The sequence below is a fragment of the Klebsiella sp. BIGb0138 genome (assembly GCF_004342285.1).
In the GTDB taxonomy this organism is placed as follows: domain Bacteria; phylum Pseudomonadota; class Gammaproteobacteria; order Enterobacterales; family Enterobacteriaceae; genus Klebsiella.
Window position 1 is genome coordinate 38,767 of sequence record NZ_SMCV01000015.1, and the last position, 20,973, is coordinate 59,739.

Genomic DNA, 20,973 nt, shown 5'->3' on the forward strand with positions numbered 1-20,973 from the left:
ATGTCGTGTAAATACGGGAAAATTTGTTGTGCGATACAGCAGCATACAAGCTTATCAAAAACGTTAAAATGCAGGAATCGGTAAATTCTCAAATACATTTCAACCTATTGACTTTTTTATCTTTATGATTCTTCCACTTTATTGGCTAAAGTTACAACTATGTAAATTAGTAGCGAATTGAATTGCCGAAACCGTGCTGCGTATCGCACAATGACTTCTGGAATCACAGCATAGATCGATAACAATGAGCAAATCATTACAAAAACCCACCATTCTCAATGTTGAAACGGTAGCGCGTTCGCGTCTTTTTAACGTTGAAAGCGTGGACCTGGAGTTCAGCAACGGCGTGCGTCGCGTTTATGAACGCATGCGGCCTTCTACGCGTGAAGCCGTGATGATTGTGCCGATTGTCGACGACCATATCATTCTGATTCGGGAATATGCCGTTGGCACGGAATCCTATGAGTTAGGTTTCTCTAAAGGGCTGATTGACCCGGGTGAAACCGTGCTGGAAGCCGCGAACCGCGAGCTGAAAGAAGAAGTCGGCTTCGGCGCGCATAAGCTAACGTTCCTGAAAAAACTGAGCATGGCGCCATCGTACTTCTCCAGTAAGATGAATATTCTGGTGGCGGAAGATCTGTATCCGGAATCGCTGCCGGGTGATGAGCCGGAACCTTTACCGCAGGTGCGCTGGCCGCTGTCGCAGCTGATGACGCTGCTGGATGAAGAAGATTTTAATGAGGCCCGGAATGTCAGCGCGCTGTTCCTGCTGCGCGAGTGGCTCATGGCGCAGGGGCGGCTGTCGCCCCGGTAAGGTAATTGCCGCGGCCGGAATGACGGAAAAAGAAAAAGCGCCCGCAGGCGCTTTTTTTGTCAGAACAGTTCGTGGGTTTCGCCACCGCCATCGGTGATGGTCGTCCCCACTTCATGTACCGCCTGGTGAGTTGGCTGAGTGCCATCAATGAAGTATTCGGCGCGGCTGTTACCGCCGTTTGCCAGCTGGCCGGTACTGCGGTCAATATTGACCGTCACCACGCCAGGCGGCGGCGTTAATGGCTCTTCCGGCACACCTTCCAGAACGCGTTTCATAAAATCATCCCAGGCCGGCTGGGCGCTTTTTGCCCCCCCTTCGTAACCGGAGATCTGATCCTTAATGGCGCCGGATGCGGTGGTCCGTCCCAGATCGCGACGATGATCGTCAAAACCAATCCACACCGAAGTGACGACCCCCGGGCCATAGCCGGAGAACCACGCATCTTTCGAGCTGTTGGTGGTGCCGGTTTTACCGCCAATATCGTGGCGTTGCAGATCGCGGCCGGCACGCCAGCCGGTACCCATCCAGCCGGGCTCGCCGAAGATGTTGCTGTTCAGCGCGCTCTTAATCAGGAAGGCCAGCGGCGTGTTAATCACATGCGGCGCGTATTCCGGGGTGCCGGTTTGGGCGACCAGCGCCTGGTTGGCCTGTTCAAGCTGCGGCTGTGGCGGCACGGCCGCATTTTGTGGCGTCTCAGAGGTGGCGACGTCTTCGACATCTTTATCCTCCAGCACGTTGGATTTCGGCGTATCGCCGTAAATCACCGGCGAGTTGCACTGCGGACAGGCAACTTTCGGTTTTTCTTCGAACAGCACTCCGCCCTGATCGTTCTCAATCTTGCTGATAAAGAACGGCGTAATCAGGAAGCCGCCGTTGGCCATCACCGAGTAGCCTCGGGCAACCTGCAGCGGCGTAAAGGAAGCGGAGCCCAGCGCGAGGGATTCGGTATGGACGATATTTTGTGCCGGGAAGCCGAAGCGCTGCAGGTATTCCGCGGCGTAATCCACGCCCATCGCGCGCATGGCGCGAACCATCACCACGTTTTTCGATTGCCCCAGCCCCTGACGCAGACGAATAGGGCCAGCATACTGCGGCGGTGAGTTTTTCGGCCGCCAGTCAGAACCGGCACCGGCATCCCAGCGCGAAATCGGAACGTCGTTCAACATACTCGCCAGGGTTAAACCTTTATCCATCGCCGCCGTGTAGAGGAAGGGCTTAATGTTGGAACCTACCTGGCGCAGGGCCTGCGTCGCACGGTTGAATTTACTCTGATTAAAATCGAACCCCCCGACCAGCGCGATAATAGCGCCGTTTTGCGGGTTGATGGAAACCAGCGCCGAATTCACATCCGGTACCTGCGATAGCCACCAGCTGCTGCCCACCTGGCGAACCCAAATCTGCTGTCCGGCCTGCAGGACATCGGTCACTTTACGCGGCGTGGCGCCCTGTTGAGTATCGGAGATAAAGCGTCGCGCCCAGCGGACTCCCTCCATATTCAGCGCCACCGACGTTCCGTTACTTAACAATGCGACCGCTTCCTGCGCATTCGCCGAGGTCACGACGGCCGGTGAGAGCGGGCCGTAGCTGGGCTGGTTTTTCAGCGAGGCGATGATTCTGGCGTTATCCCATGGCGTCTCGCCCACCTTCCACAACGCGTTCGCCGGGCCGCGATAGCCGTGGCGCATATCGTAATCCAGCACGTTATTGCGTACCGCCTGCTGTGCAGACTGCTGGTTTTTGCGGGTGATGGTGGTGTAAACGCGGTAGCCATCTTCATACGCCTGTTCCCCGTAGCGGCTGACCATCTCCTGACGGACCATTTCGCTGAGATAAGGTGCGGAGAAGGCGATTTCCGGCGCATGGTAACGCGCATCGATCGCTTCGCTACGCGCGCGATCGTACTCGGTTTGCGTGATATAGCCTTCGCTCAACATCCGCGCCAGCACGACGTTGCGACGAGCGGTCGCCCGGTCCAGCGAGTACAGCGGGTTAAACGTCGAGGGGGCTTTGGGCAGACCGGCAATCACCGCCATTTCGCTCAGGCTAAGCTGGTCGACAGATTTACCAAAATAGACCTGCGCCGCTGCGCCGACGCCATAGGCGCGGTAGCCGAGATAGATTTTATTCAGGTACAGCTCAAGGATTTCGTCTTTATTCAGCAACTGCTCGATCCGGATCGCCAGGAAAGCTTCTTTGATCTTACGCATCAGCGTCTTCTCCGGACTCAGGAAGAAGTTACGCGCTAACTGTTGCGTGATCGTACTGGCGCCCTGTGAAGCATGGCCAGAGAACATGGCGATGCTGGCTGCACGGAAGATACCGACCGGATCGACGCCATGATGTTCATAGAAACGGCTGTCTTCGGTGGCAATAAACGCTTTTACCAGTTCAGGCGGCATTTGCTGCAAGGTGACGGGAATACGGCGTTTCTCGCCATATTGCGCGATAAGCTCGCCATCCGCGCTATAGACCTGCATCGGGATCTGCAGGCGCACATCCTTCAAGGTCGCGACGTCGGGGAGCTGCGGCTCAATATATTTATAAAGGCCAAAAATCGAGCCTGCACCCAGCAGAACGCAACAGACTGCAAGGATCAATAGATACTTTACGAACTTCACCGGAGATTTCCCATCTAGTTTAATTTGGGCAGTTTATAAACAAACGCGCGGTAGTATAAAGGCAAGCCTGGTGCATTGATAGAGTCGAGCCGTAATGGCGGACAAGGAGATCGTAAGCATGGCTTTCAGTAACTGGCGAATAGGAATGCATATTCAGCAGGATGCGGTGTTTCTGGTGGCGCTGCGCTACGCGCGTTCCCGTTGGGCGTTGTGCCGCTGGTGGCATATCCCCCTCGCGCCCGGGATCGTACGTCAGGGGATGGTGGTCGATGTCGCGGCGCTGGCTAAAGCGTTGCAGAGCTGGCGGCGAGAGCTGCCGCTGCAGCATCGGGTGAGCATTGCGTTTCCGGCCGGACGCACGTTACAAAAAAGGCTGCCGCGTCCTCAGCTCGCGCTGAGCGAGAGCGAACAGGCGACGTGGATAGCCAGCGTGATGTCGCAGCAGCTGGAAATGCCCGCTTCCGCACTGTGCGTCGATTATACCGCCGCCCCGGCAGACAAAGAGTGGCGGGTCACCGCGGCGCAGCGTCCGGATATTGACCGGCTGCGTCAGCTCGCAGAGCGCTTAACGCTGAAGGTCGTGGCCATTGTTCCTGATGCCAGCGCGCTCGCCGCGTTTTTACCCTGGCTACCCTCCGACTCGCCAGGTCTGGCCTGGCGCAATGGCCCGCATTGGCTGTGGGCAACCCTGGAGGGATGGGGCAGCGCGGCATGTGCTGAAGCCCCCTCCGCGTCTCAACTTTCATCATTGATAAACGTCGGGCCCCTTTGGCTTTGTAGCGATCGTTCGGCCGCTGAACCCTGTTTTGATCCCTGGAGCGTGATTCACCGTCTGCAGCCACCGCTTCCCCGCAGCGGCGAGCGCTTTGCCATTGCGCTTGGCCTGGCGTTAGGGCGTCATTCATCATGACCAGAGCAATCAATTTTCTCCCATGGCGTGCAACGCGCCGACGCCAGCAGCGCCGTATCGGGCTGCTGTATGCCGTCGGGTTCCTGCTGGCGCTGTCGACCATCGCGCTGGCAAACCGGGCGACGCGTCATGCTGATGAGGTGCTCGCTGCGGCGAGATCTGCGGGCGAAAGCCAGCTTTATTCCGCGCTCCGGCAGCGTGAAAGCGTGATGCGGGAACAACGGCAGCAGCTCGAACAGCGACGTCTGCGACAGCAGAAGAGAGCGCTGACCGCTGCCTGGCAGCCAAGATTACGGATTATCGCGACGCGCCTTCCGGACCACGCCTGGTTAACCCGGCTGGAGTACCAGCACAATGCCCTGACGTTACAGGGACTGGCGTTGAATCTGCAGGCCTTAGCGAGCCTGGAGAAGGGGCTGAGTCAGGTCATGGGTTTTCGGCCCGCCACAGCCGGTGAAACGCGTCGCGATGCGCAGGGGCGCTGGCAGTTTAGTTTTTCCCTGGCCGGAGATGGCGCCGATGAAGGCATACATTGAACGCTGGCTGGCGGCCGCTGCCTCGGTACGCGGTGGGCGAGTCGCGCTGCCGCTCATTCTGGTATTGCTGATCGCTGGCGATTTCTGGCTGTCAGCGCCGTCTCCGCCGCTTGCCGGCGATGGGCATCCTGGCCTGCGCCAGCAGTGGCTCAGGCTGATACCGCTGCAGGCTGCTTTACAAAGCGATATCGCTGATGAGCCGAAGACGCCAATATTTTCCCCCATTACGCTGCCGGTTGCTGGCGCGACGCTAATGGCCTGGCGTCCCGCGGGAAGAAGCGGAGAGATGTTACTGGCAGTGCGCTGGCAGGCGGTACCGGCGCTGTTTTCCTGGCTGGCTGACTGCGGGATGCGCGCAACGGCGTTTTCGCTGCGCCCTGAAAAGGGCACCCTGCAGCTGACGCTACAGCTGGAGGCCGAAGATGCGGAGTAAGGGCTGGTATTTGCTATGGCTGCTGCCGCTTTCCCTGCTGGCTGACGATCGCGATCCTTTCCTGCCGCCGGAGGATCGCTGTCAGACGGCGCAGCTGGCGCAATGGCATTACGGCGGGGCGGTGGGAAATCCGCAGCGCTGGGTCGGTCTTCTACGAGACCCCGGCGGGAAATGGCGCCGGGTGAGGGGCGGTGAGTCTTTGCCGGCCGGCTGGCGGATCCGTCAGCTGACGACGGAGAAAATCGAAATAACGACAGGGCCGGAATGCGAGCCGCTGCATTGGGCGTGGCTGCGTGCGGAGGGCGATAAAAATGGTGCGATGGATAAGCCTGCTGTTTCTGCTGCCTGGGCTGGTCACGGCGGCAAAAAATGATCAACCGGTATCGTTGATGGTCGATGAAGTTCCGGTCGCCCAGGTGTTGCAGAGCCTGGCGGAGATTCAGCAAATGAATCTGGTGGTGGCGCCGGATGTCAGCGGCACGGTCTCGCTACAGCTGAAAAATGTTCCCTGGCAGCAGGCGCTACGGTCGGTGATTGATAGCGCCGGGCTGATGTTTAGCCAGCAGGGCACGGTGCTGCATGTGCATACGCTGGCCTGGCAAAATACGCGGCAGGCGCAACAAGAGGCGGCGCGCGCGAAGCAATTGCAGAATCTGCCTTTGCAGCGGCAGAGCGTGATGCTGCAGTATGCCGATGCGAGCGAGCTGGCAAAGGCCGGGGATAAGTTACTCAGCCCGCGGGGAAGCCTGACGGTGGATAAACGCACCAATCGCCTGTTCATTCTCGACGATGCCGCTCATCTGTCGGCGCTGACAGCGTGGGCCCAGGAGATGGATCTGCCGGTCGGGCAGGTCGAGCTGGCGGCACATATCGTCTCCATGAGTGAAACCAGCCTGCGTGAACTGGGGGTGAAATGGAGCATGGCCGAGGCCAGCAGCGCGCCGGCTTCCGGTAAGCTGACGACCTTAAGCAGCCAGCAGGCGGTGACCGATGCCAGCACTCGCGTGGGGTTTAATATCGGCCGCCTGAGCGGGCGATTGCTGGAGCTTGAGCTTTCGGCGCTGGAGCAAAAGCAGCAGGTGGAAATCATCGCCAGCCCGCGACTGCTGGCTTCCCATATGCAGCCCGCCAGCATCAAGCAGGGTAGCGAAATTCCCTACCAGGTCTCCAGCGGCGAAAGCGGCGCCACGGCGGTTGAGTTTAAAGAGGCGGTACTGGGAATGGAGGTAACGCCTACGGTGCTGCAGCAGAATCGCGTGCGCCTGAAGCTGAGGATTAGCGAAAATACGCCCGGCCAGGTCCTGAAACAGGAAAATGGCGAGGTGCTAGCCATCGATAAACAGGAAATTGAGACGCAGGTGGAAGTAAAAAGCGGTGAAACGCTGGCTCTGGGCGGCATATTTTCGCAAAAAAAGAAATCTGCCCGCGACAGTATTCCGCTGCTTGGCGATATCCCGCTCCTCGGCCAGCTGTTTCGTCGGGACGGTAAAGATAATGAACGGCGTGAACTGGTTGTCTTCATTACCCCACGAATTCTGGCAGTGAATTAAGCCCTTTTTCTTGCTAAACACGTTTCAGGTGTTTGACGTGGGGACGGATTTAGCATACAAGGGGTACCGATTTGAGAGTCGGGTTCGGCATCAATCCTCCCTTTTTGTCCGGTGATTTATCCACAAGATCATTCAGGATGCGTCGAGGCGGTAAGCTGGTCTCCCCCCGGAAACATAGATAACTATGCATCCGGAGGCGGATAAGTGCAGCCGACGGCGAGGTAGTTTGCATAATGACGAGTATATTCAGTTGCCAAACCTGCCTGAGTATTGAGATAATTTTTAGTCTGACTCTCGCTCTATTGCATATGAGGTTTCAGTTCATGTCCTGCTGCGCTGGGTGTTCGCAAAGCGGGTTTACCATTAACGAATAGTCTTAGTAGTACCGAAAAAATGGCAGAGAAACGCAATATCTTTCTGGTTGGGCCTATGGGTGCCGGCAAAAGCACTATTGGGCGCCAGTTAGCCCAACAGCTCAATATGGAATTTTACGATTCTGATCAAGAGATTGAGAAACGCACTGGCGCAGATGTGGGCTGGGTTTTCGATGTCGAAGGTGAAGACGGCTTCCGCGACCGTGAAGAAAAGATCATCAATGAGTTGACGGAAAAACAGGGAATTGTGCTGGCGACTGGCGGCGGCTCTGTAAAATCCCGTGAAACGCGTAACCGTCTCTCCGCCCGCGGCGTGGTGGTCTACCTGGAAACAACGATCGAAAAGCAGCTTGCCCGTACGCAGCGTGATAAAAAGCGTCCTCTATTACAAGTTGAAGCGCCGCCTCGCGAAGTCCTTGAAGCGTTGGCTGACGAACGCAACCCATTGTATGAAGAGATTGCTGACGTCACTATCCGTACCGACGATCAGAGCGCGAAAGTGGTGGCAAACCAGATTATTCATATGCTGGAAAGCAATTGATTCTGGCTTAATAAAGAGCGTCAGAGTAATAAAGCAACTGAGGTGGACGTCGCGTTATGGAGAGGCTTACTGTAACCCTCGGGGAACGTAGTTACCCGATTACCATCGCGGCTGGTTTGTTTAACGATCCAGCTTCCTTCCAGCCACTGAAATCAGGCGACCAGGTTATGCTGGTCACCAATGAGACGCTGGCGCCGCTTTATCTGGATAACGTCCGTTCCGTGCTGGAGCAGGCGGGAGTCAACGTAGACAGTGTCATTCTACCCGACGGCGAGCAGTATAAAAGCCTGACGGTGATGGATACCGTTTTTACCGCTCTGCTGCAAAAACCGCACGGCCGTGACACCACCCTGGTGGCGCTCGGCGGCGGCGTCGTCGGTGATTTAACCGGTTTTGCTGCAGCCAGCTATCAGCGTGGCGTACGGTTTATCCAGGTTCCAACTACCCTGTTGTCGCAGGTAGATTCCTCGGTTGGCGGCAAAACGGCCGTCAATCATCCCCTCGGTAAAAACATGATTGGTGCCTTCTGGCAGCCCGTGTCCGTGGTCGTCGATCTTAACTGTCTCAGGACGTTGCCGCCACGTGAACTCTCTTCCGGGCTGGCCGAAGTCATTAAATACGGCATTATCCTCGACGGTGAATTCTTCAACTGGCTGGAAAGCAACATCGATGCGCTGATGGCGCTGGATGAGAAGGCGATGGCGTACTGTATTCGTCGTTGTTGTGAGCTGAAAGCCGAAGTTGTTGCCGCCGACGAGCGTGAAACCGGGTTACGTGCTTTACTCAATCTTGGGCATACTTTTGGTCATGCGATTGAAGCTGAAATGGGCTACGGTAACTGGTTACATGGTGAAGCCGTCGCTGCCGGGATGGTGATGGCCGCACACACCTCCGAACGATTAGGGCAGTTCAGCGCTCAGGATACGCAGCGTATCATCACGCTGCTGCAGCGTGCGGGCTTGCCGGTACGTGGGCCGCAGGAAATGACGGCACAAGCGTATCTGCCCCACATGATGCGTGATAAAAAGGTACTGGCGGGCGAAATGCGACTGGTGCTACCGCTCGCAATAGGGAAAAGCGAAGTCCGCGGCGGAGTGTCGCATGATGTAGTTCTTGGCGCGATCGCTGATACTCAGCTAGCGCAACAATAAGAAGGTCTAGCCGCGTTCGCGCGGCGTTATCATTTCAGGTGACATGCAATAGTCGTGAGCATAAGCCTTTTAGTGGGGTGTTAAATGGATGAATTCAAACCAGAAGACGATCTGAAAGCCGATCGCAACGATCGTCGAACTGGTCGTTCCCGTCAGTCTTCCGAGCGTGATAGCGATCCGCAGATCAATTTTGATGATGTCGATCTTGAGGCGGACGACAGCCGTCCGACGCGCGCCAGCAAGGCACGCCGTGAGCGCGATGAAGAAGAGTATGAAGAGGACGTAGAGTCTGCAGAGGATGACGAGTCCGAAGAGCCACAGGTCGAGCGCCGTCCGCGTAAGCGTAAGAAAGCGCCCGCGAAGCCAGCCTCGCGCCAGTATATTATGATGGGGGTGGGGATTCTCGTGCTGCTGTTGCTGATCGTGGGCATCGGTTCCGCACTTAAGTCGCCATCCTCCTCCAGTGAACAAACCGCATCAGGCGAGAAGAGCATTAACCTCTCAGGCGATGGGTCTGATGGTAATGGTCAACCTGCCGCTCAGGACCAGACCGCGGCTAACAATCCGCAGCAGGACGTTTCGCTGCCGCCGATTGCCTCTAACCCGACTCAGGGTCAGACCGTGGCTGAGCCGGAAGGACAGCAGCGCGTTGAGGTGCAGGGCGATCTGAATAATGCGCTGACGCAACAGCAGGGCCAGATTGACAGCGCGGTGGCGAACTCCACGTTGCCGACCGAGCCTGCGACCGTTGCCCCTGTCCGCAACGGTACCGCTCCGCGTCAGGCCACCGCTGAGCGCCAGACTGCCGCCGCTCCGCGTCCGGTAGAGCGTAAGCACACGGTCATTGAGCCGAAGCCGGTAGCGAAAGCGCCTGTTGAAGCGAAGCCGGTACAGCCGAAAGGTGTTGAAAGCACCGTCGCCGCCCCTGCGAAAGCGCCTGTCGCTCAGCCGAGCAAGCCTGTGGCAACCGCACAGACTAAACCTGCTGCACCTGCTGCACCTGCTGCACCTGCTGCTGCGACTGCACCTGCTGCTTCGGCGACGCCTGCGGCTACGGCGAGCGCAGCGACTGCGGCGCCAGCGGCTGTCGCTGGCGGTAAAACCACCGGCGATGTGAGCTCGATGAAGTCTGCGCCGTCTGGCAACTATACCCTGCAGCTCAGCAGCTCCTCCAACTATAACAATCTGAATAGCTGGGCGAAGAAAGAGAAGCTGGATAAGTATGTTGTCTACGAGACCACCCGTAACGGTCAGCCATGGTATGTACTGGTCAGCGGCATTTACGCTTCGAAAGATGAAGCGAAACGTGCTGTCGCCACTCTGCCAGCTGACGTGCAGGCGAAAAACCCGTGGGCAAAACCGCTGCATCAGGTCCAGGCTGACCTGAAATAAGCGCGGTGTAGTCTTAAGCGCAGGGTGCTGTCGGAGCTTTCTCCACAGCCGGAGAATGTGTAATTAGTTAGGCAGCATGAAAAAGAATCGCGCTTTTCTGAAATGGGCAGGGGGGAAATACCCCCTGCTTGACGATATAAAAAAACACTTGCCGCAGGGCGATTGTCTGATTGAGCCCTTTGTGGGCGCAGGGTCGGTATTTCTCAATACCGACTTTTCTCGTTATATTCTGGCGGACATTAACAGCGATCTGATCGGTCTTTACAACATCGTCAAATCGCGGACGGATGAGTATGTTAGCGCGGCGCGTGAAATGTTTACGCCCGAGAACAACGCGGCAGAGCAATACTACCAGTTCCGTGCTGAATTCAACCAAAGCCAGGATCCGCTGCGTCGTGCGGTGCTATTCCTGTACCTGAATCGTCATGGCTACAATGGCCTGTGTCGCTACAATCTGCGCGGTGAGTTTAACGTACCGTTCGGCCGTTATAAGAAGCCCTACTTCCCCGAAGCCGAGCTGTATCATTTTGCCCAGAAGGCGCAGAATGCGTACTTCTACTGCGAGTCGTATGCCGACAGCATGGCGCGAGCAGATGGTTCGTCGGTGGTCTATTGCGACCCGCCGTATGCGCCGCTGTCGTCCACTGCCAATTTTACGGCTTATCATACGAACAGCTTTAACTCCGAGCAGCAGGCCCATCTGGCGCAGCTGGCGGAAGGCCTGCTCGAACAGCGGGTTCCGGTTCTGATTTCCAACCACGATACGGCGCTCACGCGCGAATGGTATCGTCAGGCGAAACTGCACGTCGTCAAAGTGCGACGCAGTATCAGCAGCAACGGTGGTACCCGAAAGAAGGTGGACGAGCTTCTGGCTCTTTACCGTCCGCCCAAGACTAAATAATTCAAGGAGATGCGGATGAAGCAGTATTTGATTGCCCCTTCGATTCTGTCGGCTGATTTTGCCCGTCTGGGTGAAGATACCGCCAAAGCGTTGGCAGCGGGTGCCGATGTCGTGCACTTTGACGTCATGGACAACCACTACGTGCCGAATCTGACCATCGGCCCTATGGTGCTCAAAGCGCTACGCGACTATGGCATCACCGCCCCTATCGATGTGCATCTGATGGTGAAGCCGGTCGATCGCATCATCCCTGATTTCGCCGCGGCGGGCGCCAGCATCATTACCTTCCATCCGGAAGCTTCCGAACATGTCGACCGCAGCCTGCAGCTAATCAAAGAGCAGGGCTGTAAAGCAGGTCTGGTGTTTAATCCCGCCACGCCGCTGAGCTACCTTGATTACGTGATGGATAAGCTGGATGTCATTCTGCTGATGTCCGTAAACCCCGGTTTTGGCGGCCAGTCTTTCATTCCGCAGACCCTGGATAAACTCCGCGAAGTCCGTCAGCGCATCGATGCGTCGGGTTACGATATTCGCCTGGAGGTCGACGGCGGCGTGAAGGCCAGCAACATTGCCGATATTGCGGCGGCGGGCGCGGATATGTTTGTCGCCGGTTCGGCGATTTTCGGCCAGCCGGACTATAAACAGGTTATCGATCTTATGCGCAGTGAATTAGCAAAGGTTAGTCATGGATAAATTACTCTCTGTTCGCGGCGTCGCCTTTGACCTTGACGGCACCCTGGTAGACAGCGCGCCGGGTTTGACCGCCGCGGTCGATAGCGCCCTCTATGCGCTGGAGCTGCCGGTGGCGGGTGAGGCGCGTGTTGTCACCTGGATCGGCAACGGTGCGGATGTTCTGATGGCGCGCGCGCTGGACTGGGCGCGTCAGGAACGCGCAACGCAGCGCGCTGCGATGGGCAAACCTTCTGTCGATCATGATGATATCCCGCAGGCAGAGCAGCTCACGCTGCTGCGTAAACTGTTTGACCGGTTCTATGCCGAGGCCGCGGAGGAGGGAAGCTTCCTGTTCCCGGCGGTGGCCGATACGCTCGGCGCCCTGCATGCGAAAGGTCTGCCGCTGGCGCTGGTGACCAACAAACCGACGCCGTTCGTCGCGCCGATGCTGGAAGCGTTGGATATCGCTAAATATTTTAGCGTCGTGATCGGCGGCGATGATGTGCAGAACAAAAAGCCGCATCCGGAGCCGCTGCTGCTGGTGGCGCAGAAACTGGGGCTGGCGCCCGATGAGCTGCTGTTCGTCGGCGATTCACGCAATGATATTCAGGCGGCCAAAGCGGCGGGCTGCTGCTCAATCGGCCTGACCTACGGTTATAACTACGGTGAGTCGATTGCGCTCAGCGAACCGGACTATATCTTCGACCAATTTAATGAACTTTTGCCCGCTCTCGGGCTACCGTACAGTGAAAATCAGGAATTGAAAAATGACTAAGCCCATCGTTTTTAGTGGCGCACAGCCCTCAGGTGAATTGACCATTGGCAACTATATGGGTGCGCTGCGTCAATGGGTAAACATGCAGGATGACTATCACTGTATTTACTGCATCGTTGACCAGCATGCGATTACCGTCCGCCAGGACCCGCAGCAGCTGCGTAAAGCGACGCTGGATACGCTCGCGCTGTATCTGGCCTGCGGTATCGACCCGCAAAAAAGCACGATTTTTGTGCAGTCACACGTGCCGGAGCACGCGCAGCTAGGGTGGGCGTTGAACTGCTATACCTATTTCGGCGAACTGAGCCGCATGACGCAGTTTAAAGACAAGTCCGCGCGCTATGCCGAAAACATCAATGCCGGCCTGTTCGACTACCCGGTGCTGATGGCGGCGGACATTCTGCTGTATCAGACTCACCAGGTTCCGGTTGGCGAAGATCAGAAACAGCACCTGGAGCTGAGCCGCGATATCGCGCAGCGCTTCAATGCCATCTACGGCGACGTATTTAAAGTTCCTGAGCCGTTTATTCCTAAATCCGGCGCCCGCGTGATGTCCCTGCTTGAGCCGACGAAAAAGATGTCCAAGTCGGACGACAACCGCAATAACGTGATTGGCCTGCTGGAAGATCCGAAATCGGTGGTGAAAAAGATTAAGCGTGCCGTGACCGACTCCGACGAGCCGCCGGTTGTGCGCTACGACCAGCAGAATAAGGCCGGCGTCTCCAACCTGCTGGATATTCTTTCCGGCGTTACCGGCCAGAGCATTGCGGAGCTGGAGCAGCATTTTGCAGGTAAAATGTATGGCCACCTGAAAGGCGAAGTTGCCGATGCGGTCTCCGGTATGCTGCTGGAGCTGCAGGAGCGTTATAACCGCTTCCGTAACGACGAAGCGTTCCTTAACCAGGTGATGAGAGACGGCGCCGAAAAAGCCAGCGCCCGTGCCTCTCAAACGCTGAAAGCGGTATACGAAGCGATCGGCTTTGTCGCGAAACCGTAAGCGAAAGGCGTACCGGTAACAACAAGGGCGGGGTGAATCCCGCCCTTTTGCTATCTGGCGTTTGCCGGCCTGTATGCGGACAACGCCGTCAGTGATGTGAGAACCAGTTGAGCTTATCGCGTAGGCTGACCACCCGGCCGACGATAATCAGCGCCGGGCTGGCCATCTGTTGCGCCAGAATATCCAGCCGATCGAGCGTACCGACCACCACTTTTTGACTGACCGCCGTGCCGTTTTCCACAATGGCTGCCGGCATATCTGCCGCCATGCCGTGAGCGATGAGCTGCTCTCTGATCGCCGGCGCCTGATTGAGCCCCATATAAAACACCAGGGTCTGCTTTTCTACCGCCAGGTTGGCCCAATCCAGCTCGCCGCCGGTTTTCAGGTGTCCGGTGACCAGGCGCACGCCCTGGGCGAAATCGCGATGGGTGAGCGGAATACCGGAATAGGCCGAACAGCCGGAAGCGGCGGTAATCCCCGGCACCACCGAGAAGGGGATGCCGGCGTTGCACAGGGTTTCCAGCTCTTCGCCGCCGCGCCCGAAGATAAAGGGGTCGCCGCCTTTCAGGCGCACCACGCGACGTCCGTTCTGAGCTTCACGCAGCAGAATCTGGTTGATCTCTTCCTGCGGCACGCAGTGGTAGCCGGCGCGTTTACCGACGAAAACCCGATCGGCGTCGCGACGCACCAGATTCATAATATCGTCGGAAACCAGGCGGTCATACACCACGACGTCCGCCTGCTGAATCTGCTGCAGCCCTTTGAGGGTCAACAGCCCGGCGTCGCCGGGGCCGGCGCCAACCAGCACCACTTCGCCGCGATGATCCAGCGGTTCTGTCAGCAGCTGTTCGGTGGTATCGGCAACGGCCTGGCGGTCTTCGTTGGCCAGCGACTGCGCCAGGCGGTCGTTGACGAACAACTTCTCCCAGAAACGTCGACGTTCGCCAACCGTCGCAAACTGTTGTTTCACCCGCGAACGCAGCTGGCCGGCATAGTGCGCGAGCTGGCCTAAATGGAGCGGCAGAATGGATTCCAGCTTCTCCCGCAGCAGTCGTGCCAGCACCGGCGAGGTGCCGCCGGATGATACGGCCACCATCAGCGGCGAGCGATCGATAATGGACGGCATAATAAAGCTGGCCTGCTGCGGCGCATCCACCACGTTGCAGAATATCCGTCGCGCCTCTGCGGCGTCGCTGACCTGCTGGTTTACCTCTTCATCATCGGTGGCGGCGATAGCCAGCCAGCAGGCGTCGAGGAGCGCGGGGTTAAACCGGCCTTTTGCCAGCGTCAGCATCTGCGAATCCGCCCACACCTGGAACTGCGGCGAGAAGTCCAGCGCATTGACCGTTAATCTGGCCCCGGCATCCAGCAGCAGACGCGCTTTGCGTTCGGCAACGTCACCGCCGCCGACCAGTAAGCAGTCGCGGTTGCGCAATTGGCAGAAAATAGGTAAGTGATCCACGGAACGTCCTCGCAGTAAAGCAGTGGGAGAGGGTAAGCGGTCGTAGCATAACAGCAGAGGGTTGGCACAATATATGAATTTTCGGCTGCCTACCGCTTAGTTGGCATAAGAAGAGAATATGGTTCCCGCCGTGGCGCGGCGGGAACCTCAGGGCATCATGCCTTCAGCTGAACGGTGCCGTCTTTCACGCGAGCCTCGAAATGGGCAACGGAGTGGCTTTCATCTTCCATGCACCGGCCGTCACGCAGGCGAAAGCGCTGCTTTTTCAGCGGGCTGGCGACCCACAGGTCACCGTCGTGTTCGGCAATGATGCCGCGTGACAGTACGCTGGCGTTGAAGAAGGGGTCAATATTGTCGATCGCAAAGACCCGATCGTCATGGTAAGGCCGGAACAGGGCGACCTGTTGCTGACCAAGCAGCGCGCAGACGCCGGTTGCCGGCAGGATATCGTCAATCTTGCAGATGTTTATCCACTGGCTCATGCGTTTTCCTCCACCAGAGTGACCGGGATACGTTCGTACGGCGTGGCCGGGCGATGCTGCTCGCGTTCCGCGACAATCTGCACATTTGGGTCGCGCAGGTTGCTGTTGATAAAGTGTTTGAAGCGGGTTTGCGCCGCCGGGTTGTTGACCGTTTCGCTCCATTCGCAGGCGAAAGCATCACGCAGGCGCGCCAGCTCTTCTTCCAGATGCGCGTTGAGGCCCAGCTTGTCGTCGATAATGACGCTACGCAGGTAATCGATACCGCCTTCCATGTTGTCTAACCACGGCGCGGTACGCGTCAGCTTATCGGCGGTGCGGATGTAGAACATCATGAAGCGATCGAGATATCTGAGCAGCGTTTCACGATCGAGGTCGGCGGCCAGCAGATCGGCGTGGCGAGGTTTCATCCCGCCGTTACCGCAGACGTACAGGTTCCAGCCTTTCTCGGTAGCGATAATGCCGACATCTTTCCCCTGCGCTTCCGCACATTCACGGGTGCAGCCGGAGACGCCAAACTTCATTTTGTGCGGGGTTCGGATCCCTTTGTAGCGATTTTCCAGCTCGACGCCGAAGCCCACGCTGTCACCCACGCCGTAACGGCACCAGGTGCTACCGACGCAGGTTTTGGCCATACGCAGCGCTTTCGCATAGGCGTGGCCGGTTTCAAAACCCGCTTCAATCAGCTGACGCCAGATTTCCGGCAGATCGTCTTTTTGCGCGCCGAACAGGCCGATACGCTGTGAACCGGTGATCTTGGTGTAGAGGTTATATTCGCGGGCGATGCGGCCTACGGCCAGCAGGCCTTCCGGCGTAATTTCGCCGCCAGCGGAACGCGGAATGACCGAATAGGTGCCATCTTTCTGGATATTGGCGAGGAAGTTATCGTTAGTATCCTGCAGCGGCGTATGCTGCGGCTTAAGGATGTACTCATTCCAGCAGGAGGCCAGCAGGGAGCCGACGGTCGGCTTACACACTTCGCAGCCGTAGCCTTTACCGTGTTTTTCCAGCAGCTCTTCGAAGCTTTTAATGCCTTCCACGCGAATAAGGTGGAACAGCTCCTGACGAGAATAGGCGAAGTGCTCACACAGGTTATGGTTGACTTCGATCCCCTGTTTCGCCAGTTCGGCGTTGAGTACCTGGGTCACCAGCGGGATACAGCCGCCGCAGCCGGTTCCGGCTTTGGTTTCTGCTTTCAGCGCGGCGACGGTATGGCAGCCCTTGTTGATCGCGGAAATCAGCATACCTTTGGTGACGTCGAAGCAGGAACAGATCTGCGCACTGTCCGGCAGTTTATCGACGCCAATCGCCGGTTTGCCGCTGCCTGCGTGGGCCGGCAGGATCAGCGAGTCCGGGTTTTCCGGCAGTTCGATGGTGTTCAGCACCAGCTGCAGCAGATTGCCGTAGTCGCTGGTATCCCCGACCAGTACCGCGCCGAGCAGGGTTTTGTTGTCTTCACTGACGATCAGACGTTTATAGACTTCTTTGCTTTCATCAAGATAGACGTAGCTACGCGCGCCTGGCGTACGGCCATGGGCATCGCCAATACCGCCAACGTCGACGCCGAGCAGCTTCAGCTTGGCGCTGAGGTCCGCCCCGGTAAAGCGGTTGTCGTTGCCGAGGAGATGATCGACGGTGACCTGCGCCATTTTATAGCCCGGTGCCACCAGACCATAGACGCGGTTATTCCAGCTGGCGCACTCGCCGATGGCATAGATGTCCGGGTCAGAAGTTTGACAGGTATCATTCACCACGATACCGCCGCGCTGAGCGACCGCCAGACCGCATTGGGTGGCCAGCTTATCACGTGGGCGGATACCGGTGGAGAAGACGATAAAATCGACCTGCAGCTCGCTACCGTCGGCGAATTGCATGGTTTTGCGCGCTTCGCTGCCCTGCTGGACAATCTCTTTGGTATTTTTGCTGGTATGAACCTTTACGCCCATGCTTTCGATTTTACGCTTCAGCTGCTCGCCACCCATGTTGTCGAGCTGCTCAGCCATCAGCATTGGGGCAAATTCGATCACGTGGGTTTCGACGCCGAGGTTTTTCAGCGCGCCGGCGGCTTCGAGACCTAACAGACCGCCGCCGACCACGGCGCCGCGTTTGCTGCGACGGGCGCAGGCTTCGATAGCGTTCAGATCTTCAATGGTGCGGTAGACGAAACAATCCTGAGTGTCTGCGCCTTTGATCGGCGGGATCCACGGATAAGACCCCGTTGCCATGATCAGCTTGTCGTAAAATACGGTACGTCCCGCGCTGGAGTGAATGACTTTCTCCTGGCGGTTAATGGTAATAGCGCGTTCACCGATCAGGACTTTAACGCCATGTTTCTCGTAAAAACCTTCACGGACCAGCGAGAGTTCTTCGGCGGTGTGATGGGAGAAGTAAGACGACAGGTGGACGCGGTCGTAAGCGATACGGGGTTCTTCACAGAACACGGTAATGTCGAACTGTCCGGCAGGCGCCTTATCAAGAAGCTCTTCGATAAAGCGATGGCCAACCATGCCGTTACCGATAATAGCGATTCTGACTTTGCTCATTTTTGCCTCGATTTCTTTTCTATTACCGCCTACCTTAACGATTCAGCCAGGAGGCTTATTGATACAAATCAATTTCACTCCGGCCTACCACTTAATGGGTATGGCTATGATTTTTCTGGATTTTTATAAGTTATGGAAAACTCACGCTTTTCCTTTTTGTTGCTTTTGTGTACAAAATGAACGAGAGGAAAGTCGTATGTCCGGAGTGAAAAATCGGTACTTTTAACGGGAGTCATCACGATGACAGCAGTTCCGCTTTGGTTGATTCAGAACGTACGCCTGCCGGATCGCGACGGGTTATGGCAGATAGCAATAGATAAAGGCTGTTTTGGCGATATCACTCCGATGGGCGCAGCGCACAGCGAAAGTTATGAAGTGCTTAACGCCCGCGGCGGGTTGGCTATCCCGCCGTTTATTGAGCCGCATATTCACCTGGATACGACGCAAACCGCCGGTGAACCCCGCTGGAACCAGTCCGGAACGCTGTTTGAGGGCATTGAACGCTGGGCGGAACGTAAAGCGCTGCTGAGTCACGAGGATGTGAAAGCCCGGGCGTGGAAAACCCTGAAGTGGCAAATTGCCAACGGAATTCAGTATGTCCGCACCCATGTTGACGTCTCTGACCCGACGCTGACGGCATTAAAGGCGATGCTGGAAGTCAAGCAGGAGGTCGCGCCGTGGGTAGACCTGCAGATCGTCGCCTTCCCCCAGGAGGGGATTTTATCCTACCCCGATGGGGAGGCGCTGCTTGAAGAGGCGCTACGGCTTGGGGCCGACGTGGTGGGAGCGATTCCTCACTTTGAATTCACCCGCGAGTATGGCGTTGAATCTTTGCATATTGCCTTCCGTCTGGCGCAGCAATACCAGCGACCGCTGGACATTCACTGCGATGAAATCGACGATGAGCAGTCGCGCTTTGTCGAAACGGTGGCGGCGCTGGCGTTAAAAGAGGGGATTGGCCCACGGGTCACGGCCAGCCACACCACGGCGATGCACTCCTATAACGGCGCTTACACTTCACGGCTGTTTCGTCTGCTGAAGCTTGCGGGAATCAACTTTGTCGCCAACCCGCTGGTGAACATTCATCTTCAGGGGCGGTTTGACGATTATCCGAAGCGGCGCGGGATTACCCGGGTGAAAGAGCTGATGGCGGCGGGGATTAACGTCTGCTTCGGCCACGATGACGTGTTTGACCCGTGGTATCCGCTCGGCACCGGTAATATGCTGCAGGTGCTGCATATGGGGCTGCACGTCTGCCAGCTGATGGGCTATCAGCAGATTAACGATGGCCTGAAGCTGATTACCGATAACAGCGCCCGTACCTTTGGCCTGAGCGATTACGGCATTGTCACGGGTCATCCGGCGAACCTGATTATTCTGCCGGCGGAAAATGGTTTTGAAGCGGTACGTTGCCAGGTGCCGGTGCGTTGGTCGATTCGTCAGGGAAGAGTGATTGCCACTACGCAGCTGGCACAGACGTGGATCCAGACTGACCGCGGGGGAGAGGAGCTGTTCTTTACGCGCAATAGCCCCTTTGCTGATGCAAAGGGGCCACAGGTTTAGTGAGAGGCCGCTGCCGCGTTGTGCTGGCGGTGGCGAGAGACAAAGCCGAGAATAATGCACATGATAAAGACGACGGCGTAGAGACCGTTGGCGGTGTGCAGTGCTGCCAGCGGGCCACTGGCGGCAACGATCGGGCCGGTCACCACGAAGGTCAGCATCGTGCCGATGGTGCCGCAGGTCAGGACAAAGTTCACCAGTTTCGGCGAGGCGACTTTGGTTTGCAGCGAACCGAGGGTGATGAGCGAGGTGTAGATAGCGCTGGAGAAGAAGCCGAGGGTCAGGATAAACCACGGCATATGCTCCGGCGAACCGTTGATAAACAGGTACATCAGCACCGTTGCCAGGCCAGCGAGCACCGTCAGAATACGTTGCAGATCGAAGAAGCGCAGGATGAAGCTGAATGACCACATGCCAATCATGTACGACATCCAGAAATCGCTGACCAGCTTACCGCCATCGGCAAGGCTCATACCCAGCGTCTTGGCATACTCCGGTACCCAGGAGATAAAGCCCAGCTGGCCGAGGATGTAGCACAGCGCGGCGATGGACAGGAACAGCACGCCGATGCCCCATTTTTCTTTCACCACCGGCTGGCTGTCGTGCTGCGCTTTTTTACCCAGTACCGGAAAATCACAGCCAAAAGTCAGAATAAAAATGGCCACATAAACCAGGCCAATGCAGGCATATACCCAGTACCACTCAATGCTGCGCGCCAGCAGGAAGGCGGCGACCATCGGGAAGATCATTCCCGCCATGCTGAAGAAGGAGTCGGTGAACAGCAGACGCGCGCCGCGCTGACGGCCTTCATACATATGGGTGATCAGGAAAGTCCCGATCGACATGGTGATCCCGCTGACCAGCCCCAGCACGAACATGGACGCGGAGAACAGGGCCAGACTGTGGCTGAACATCAGCCCGGCAACGGCCAGCACCATCAGGATAAAGCCAAAACGCAGCTGAGTTTTCAGCGGCACGATCTCCATCAGCCAGGCGTTCAGGAAGATAGAGATCAGGATACCGGCGTTGAGGAATGTAAAGGTGTTGCTCATACTGGAGACGGGCAGATGGAAATAATCGGCGATGTTCCCCATCACCATCCCGGTGACGATCACCAACGCGCCGGTGAGGGCGTAGGAGAAAAAGCTAATCCATGTGAGCTTGATACGGTTGCTGTTAGTCATGACTGGCCTGTGAATAAAAATGTAAAGCGCATTGACTGCGCCAGGGCGGACAGATTTTATTCATTCGAGTGATGTAAGCAA

Annotated in this window: 19 protein-coding genes; 14 read left to right on the top strand and 5 right to left on the bottom strand. The window is 57.1% G+C overall.

The features are described 5' to 3' along the window. Positions 1-238: 238 nt before the first annotated feature. A complete protein-coding gene (gene nudE, locus EDF73_RS24590; RefSeq protein WP_207896685.1) occupies positions 239-814 on the top strand; it encodes an ADP compounds hydrolase NudE in 576 nt (191 codons plus the stop codon). Positions 815-873: 59 nt separating this feature from the next. Here nudE and mrcA read toward each other — a convergent pair whose 3' ends face one another. Beyond that, a complete protein-coding gene (gene mrcA / locus EDF73_RS24595; protein ID WP_132731619.1) occupies positions 874-3,432 on the bottom strand; it encodes a peptidoglycan glycosyltransferase/peptidoglycan DD-transpeptidase MrcA in 2,559 nt (852 codons plus the stop codon). Positions 3,433-3,550: 118 nt separating this feature from the next. Here mrcA and EDF73_RS24600 point away from each other — a divergent pair, with 118 nt between their 5' ends. The 12 genes from EDF73_RS24600 to trpS all read left to right on the top strand — a co-directional run bounded on the left by EDF73_RS24600 (position 3,551) and on the right by trpS (position 13,664). Beyond that, positions 3,551-4,342, top strand: a complete 792-nt coding sequence (locus EDF73_RS24600) for a pilus assembly protein (protein WP_132731620.1) — start codon at positions 3,551-3,553, stop codon at positions 4,340-4,342. Continuing rightward, entirely contained in the window at positions 4,339-4,878 is a 540-nt protein-coding gene (locus EDF73_RS24605; RefSeq protein ID WP_132731621.1) for a PilN domain-containing protein, read from the top strand. The genes EDF73_RS24600 and EDF73_RS24605 overlap by 4 nt, the downstream gene beginning before the upstream one ends. Beyond that, complete coding sequence (locus EDF73_RS24610) at positions 4,862-5,311, top strand: hypothetical protein (RefSeq protein WP_132731622.1); 450 nt, start codon at positions 4,862-4,864, stop codon at positions 5,309-5,311. Before EDF73_RS24605 ends, EDF73_RS24610 begins: the two co-directional genes overlap by 17 nt. After that, a complete protein-coding gene (locus tag EDF73_RS24615) occupies positions 5,301-5,684 on the top strand; it encodes a HofP DNA utilization family protein (RefSeq protein ID WP_132731623.1) in 384 nt (127 codons plus the stop codon). Before EDF73_RS24610 ends, EDF73_RS24615 begins: the two co-directional genes overlap by 11 nt. Beyond that, positions 5,623-6,861 carry a DNA uptake porin HofQ gene (hofQ, locus tag EDF73_RS24620; protein ID WP_132731624.1) on the top strand — a complete coding sequence of 413 codons (1,239 nt, stop codon included), beginning with the start codon at positions 5,623-5,625 and terminating at the stop codon, positions 6,859-6,861. The genes EDF73_RS24615 and hofQ overlap by 62 nt, the downstream gene beginning before the upstream one ends. A gap of 393 nt (positions 6,862-7,254) precedes the next feature. Beyond that, entirely contained in the window at positions 7,255-7,776 is a 522-nt protein-coding gene (aroK, locus tag EDF73_RS24635) for a shikimate kinase AroK (protein ID WP_004868452.1), read from the top strand. A 56-nt stretch (positions 7,777-7,832) separates the two neighbouring features. Beyond that, positions 7,833-8,927 carry a 3-dehydroquinate synthase gene (gene aroB, locus EDF73_RS24640; RefSeq protein WP_132731625.1) on the top strand — a complete coding sequence of 365 codons (1,095 nt, stop codon included), beginning with the start codon at positions 7,833-7,835 and terminating at the stop codon, positions 8,925-8,927. An 84-nt stretch (positions 8,928-9,011) separates the two neighbouring features. Then, positions 9,012-10,319 carry a cell division protein DamX gene (damX, locus tag EDF73_RS24645; RefSeq protein WP_132731626.1) on the top strand — a complete coding sequence of 436 codons (1,308 nt, stop codon included), beginning with the start codon at positions 9,012-9,014 and terminating at the stop codon, positions 10,317-10,319. A 76-nt stretch (positions 10,320-10,395) separates the two neighbouring features. Beyond that, entirely contained in the window at positions 10,396-11,220 is an 825-nt protein-coding gene (dam, locus tag EDF73_RS24650) for an adenine-specific DNA-methyltransferase (RefSeq protein WP_132731627.1), read from the top strand. A gap of 15 nt (positions 11,221-11,235) precedes the next feature. Beyond that, complete coding sequence (gene rpe, locus EDF73_RS24655) at positions 11,236-11,913, top strand: ribulose-phosphate 3-epimerase (RefSeq protein WP_132731628.1); 678 nt, start codon at positions 11,236-11,238, stop codon at positions 11,911-11,913. Next, positions 11,906-12,667 (top strand): phosphoglycolate phosphatase, encoded by a 762-nt coding sequence (gene gph, locus EDF73_RS24660; RefSeq protein ID WP_132731629.1) that lies wholly within the window; start codon positions 11,906-11,908, stop codon positions 12,665-12,667. The genes rpe and gph overlap by 8 nt, the downstream gene beginning before the upstream one ends. After that, positions 12,660-13,664, top strand: a complete 1,005-nt coding sequence (trpS, locus tag EDF73_RS24665; protein WP_132731630.1) for a tryptophan--tRNA ligase — start codon at positions 12,660-12,662, stop codon at positions 13,662-13,664. Before gph ends, trpS begins: the two co-directional genes overlap by 8 nt. Positions 13,665-13,752: 88 nt before the next feature. On the opposite strand, the gene cysG is transcribed toward trpS, so the two are convergent. The 3 genes from cysG to nirB form a co-directional block, all read right to left on the bottom strand. Next, positions 13,753-15,126 carry a siroheme synthase CysG gene (cysG, locus tag EDF73_RS24670; protein ID WP_132731631.1) on the bottom strand — a complete coding sequence of 458 codons (1,374 nt, stop codon included), beginning with the start codon at positions 15,124-15,126 and terminating at the stop codon, positions 13,753-13,755. Between the two features lie 155 nt (positions 15,127-15,281). Then, on the bottom strand, positions 15,282-15,608 hold the full coding sequence (gene nirD / locus EDF73_RS24675) for a nitrite reductase small subunit NirD (RefSeq protein ID WP_132731632.1): 327 nt from the start codon (positions 15,606-15,608) through the stop codon (positions 15,282-15,284). After that, positions 15,605-18,148, bottom strand: coding sequence for a nitrite reductase large subunit NirB (gene nirB, locus EDF73_RS24680; protein WP_132731633.1), 2,544 nt, complete (start codon positions 18,146-18,148; stop codon positions 15,605-15,607). Before nirB ends, nirD begins: the two co-directional genes overlap by 4 nt. 240 nt (positions 18,149-18,388) lie before the next feature. Between nirB and EDF73_RS24690 the strand changes: the two genes are divergently transcribed. Then, positions 18,389-19,711, top strand: coding sequence for a cytosine deaminase (locus EDF73_RS24690; protein WP_132731635.1), 1,323 nt, complete (start codon positions 18,389-18,391; stop codon positions 19,709-19,711). On the opposite strand, the gene tsgA is transcribed toward EDF73_RS24690, so the two are convergent. Continuing rightward, positions 19,708-20,892 carry an MFS transporter TsgA gene (gene tsgA / locus EDF73_RS24695; protein ID WP_132731636.1) on the bottom strand — a complete coding sequence of 395 codons (1,185 nt, stop codon included), beginning with the start codon at positions 20,890-20,892 and terminating at the stop codon, positions 19,708-19,710. The genes EDF73_RS24690 and tsgA overlap by 4 nt on opposite strands. Between the last annotated feature and the right edge of the window lie 81 nt (positions 20,893-20,973).

What these genes read in the sequence shown, in the direction of transcription:
- EDF73_RS24600 (WP_132731620.1), top strand. Translation starts at nt 3,551, where the DNA reads ATGGCTTTCAGTAACTGGCGAATAGGAATGCATATTCAGCAGGATGCG.
- EDF73_RS24605 (WP_132731621.1), top strand. Translation starts at nt 4,339, where the DNA reads ATGACCAGAGCAATCAATTTTCTCCCATGGCGTGCAACGCGCCGACGC.
- EDF73_RS24610 (WP_132731622.1), top strand. Translation starts at nt 4,862, where the DNA reads ATGAAGGCATACATTGAACGCTGGCTGGCGGCCGCTGCCTCGGTACGC.
- EDF73_RS24615 (WP_132731623.1), top strand. Translation starts at nt 5,301, where the DNA reads ATGCGGAGTAAGGGCTGGTATTTGCTATGGCTGCTGCCGCTTTCCCTG.
- hofQ (WP_132731624.1), top strand. Translation starts at nt 5,623, where the DNA reads ATGGTGCGATGGATAAGCCTGCTGTTTCTGCTGCCTGGGCTGGTCACG.
- aroK (WP_004868452.1), top strand. Translation starts at nt 7,255, where the DNA reads ATGGCAGAGAAACGCAATATCTTTCTGGTTGGGCCTATGGGTGCCGGC.
- aroB (WP_132731625.1), top strand. Translation starts at nt 7,833, where the DNA reads ATGGAGAGGCTTACTGTAACCCTCGGGGAACGTAGTTACCCGATTACC.
- damX (WP_132731626.1), top strand. Translation starts at nt 9,012, where the DNA reads ATGGATGAATTCAAACCAGAAGACGATCTGAAAGCCGATCGCAACGAT.
- dam (WP_132731627.1), top strand. Translation starts at nt 10,396, where the DNA reads ATGAAAAAGAATCGCGCTTTTCTGAAATGGGCAGGGGGGAAATACCCC.
- rpe (WP_132731628.1), top strand. Translation starts at nt 11,236, where the DNA reads ATGAAGCAGTATTTGATTGCCCCTTCGATTCTGTCGGCTGATTTTGCC.
- gph (WP_132731629.1), top strand. Translation starts at nt 11,906, where the DNA reads ATGGATAAATTACTCTCTGTTCGCGGCGTCGCCTTTGACCTTGACGGC.
- trpS (WP_132731630.1), top strand. Translation starts at nt 12,660, where the DNA reads ATGACTAAGCCCATCGTTTTTAGTGGCGCACAGCCCTCAGGTGAATTG.
- nirD (WP_132731632.1), bottom strand. Translation starts at nt 15,608, where the DNA reads ATGAGCCAGTGGATAAACATCTGCAAGATTGACGATATCCTGCCGGCA.
- nirB (WP_132731633.1), bottom strand. Translation starts at nt 18,148, where the DNA reads ATGAGCAAAGTCAGAATCGCTATTATCGGTAACGGCATGGTTGGCCAT.
- EDF73_RS24690 (WP_132731635.1), top strand. Translation starts at nt 18,389, where the DNA reads ATGACAGCAGTTCCGCTTTGGTTGATTCAGAACGTACGCCTGCCGGAT.
- tsgA (WP_132731636.1), bottom strand. Translation starts at nt 20,892, where the DNA reads ATGACTAACAGCAACCGTATCAAGCTCACATGGATTAGCTTTTTCTCC.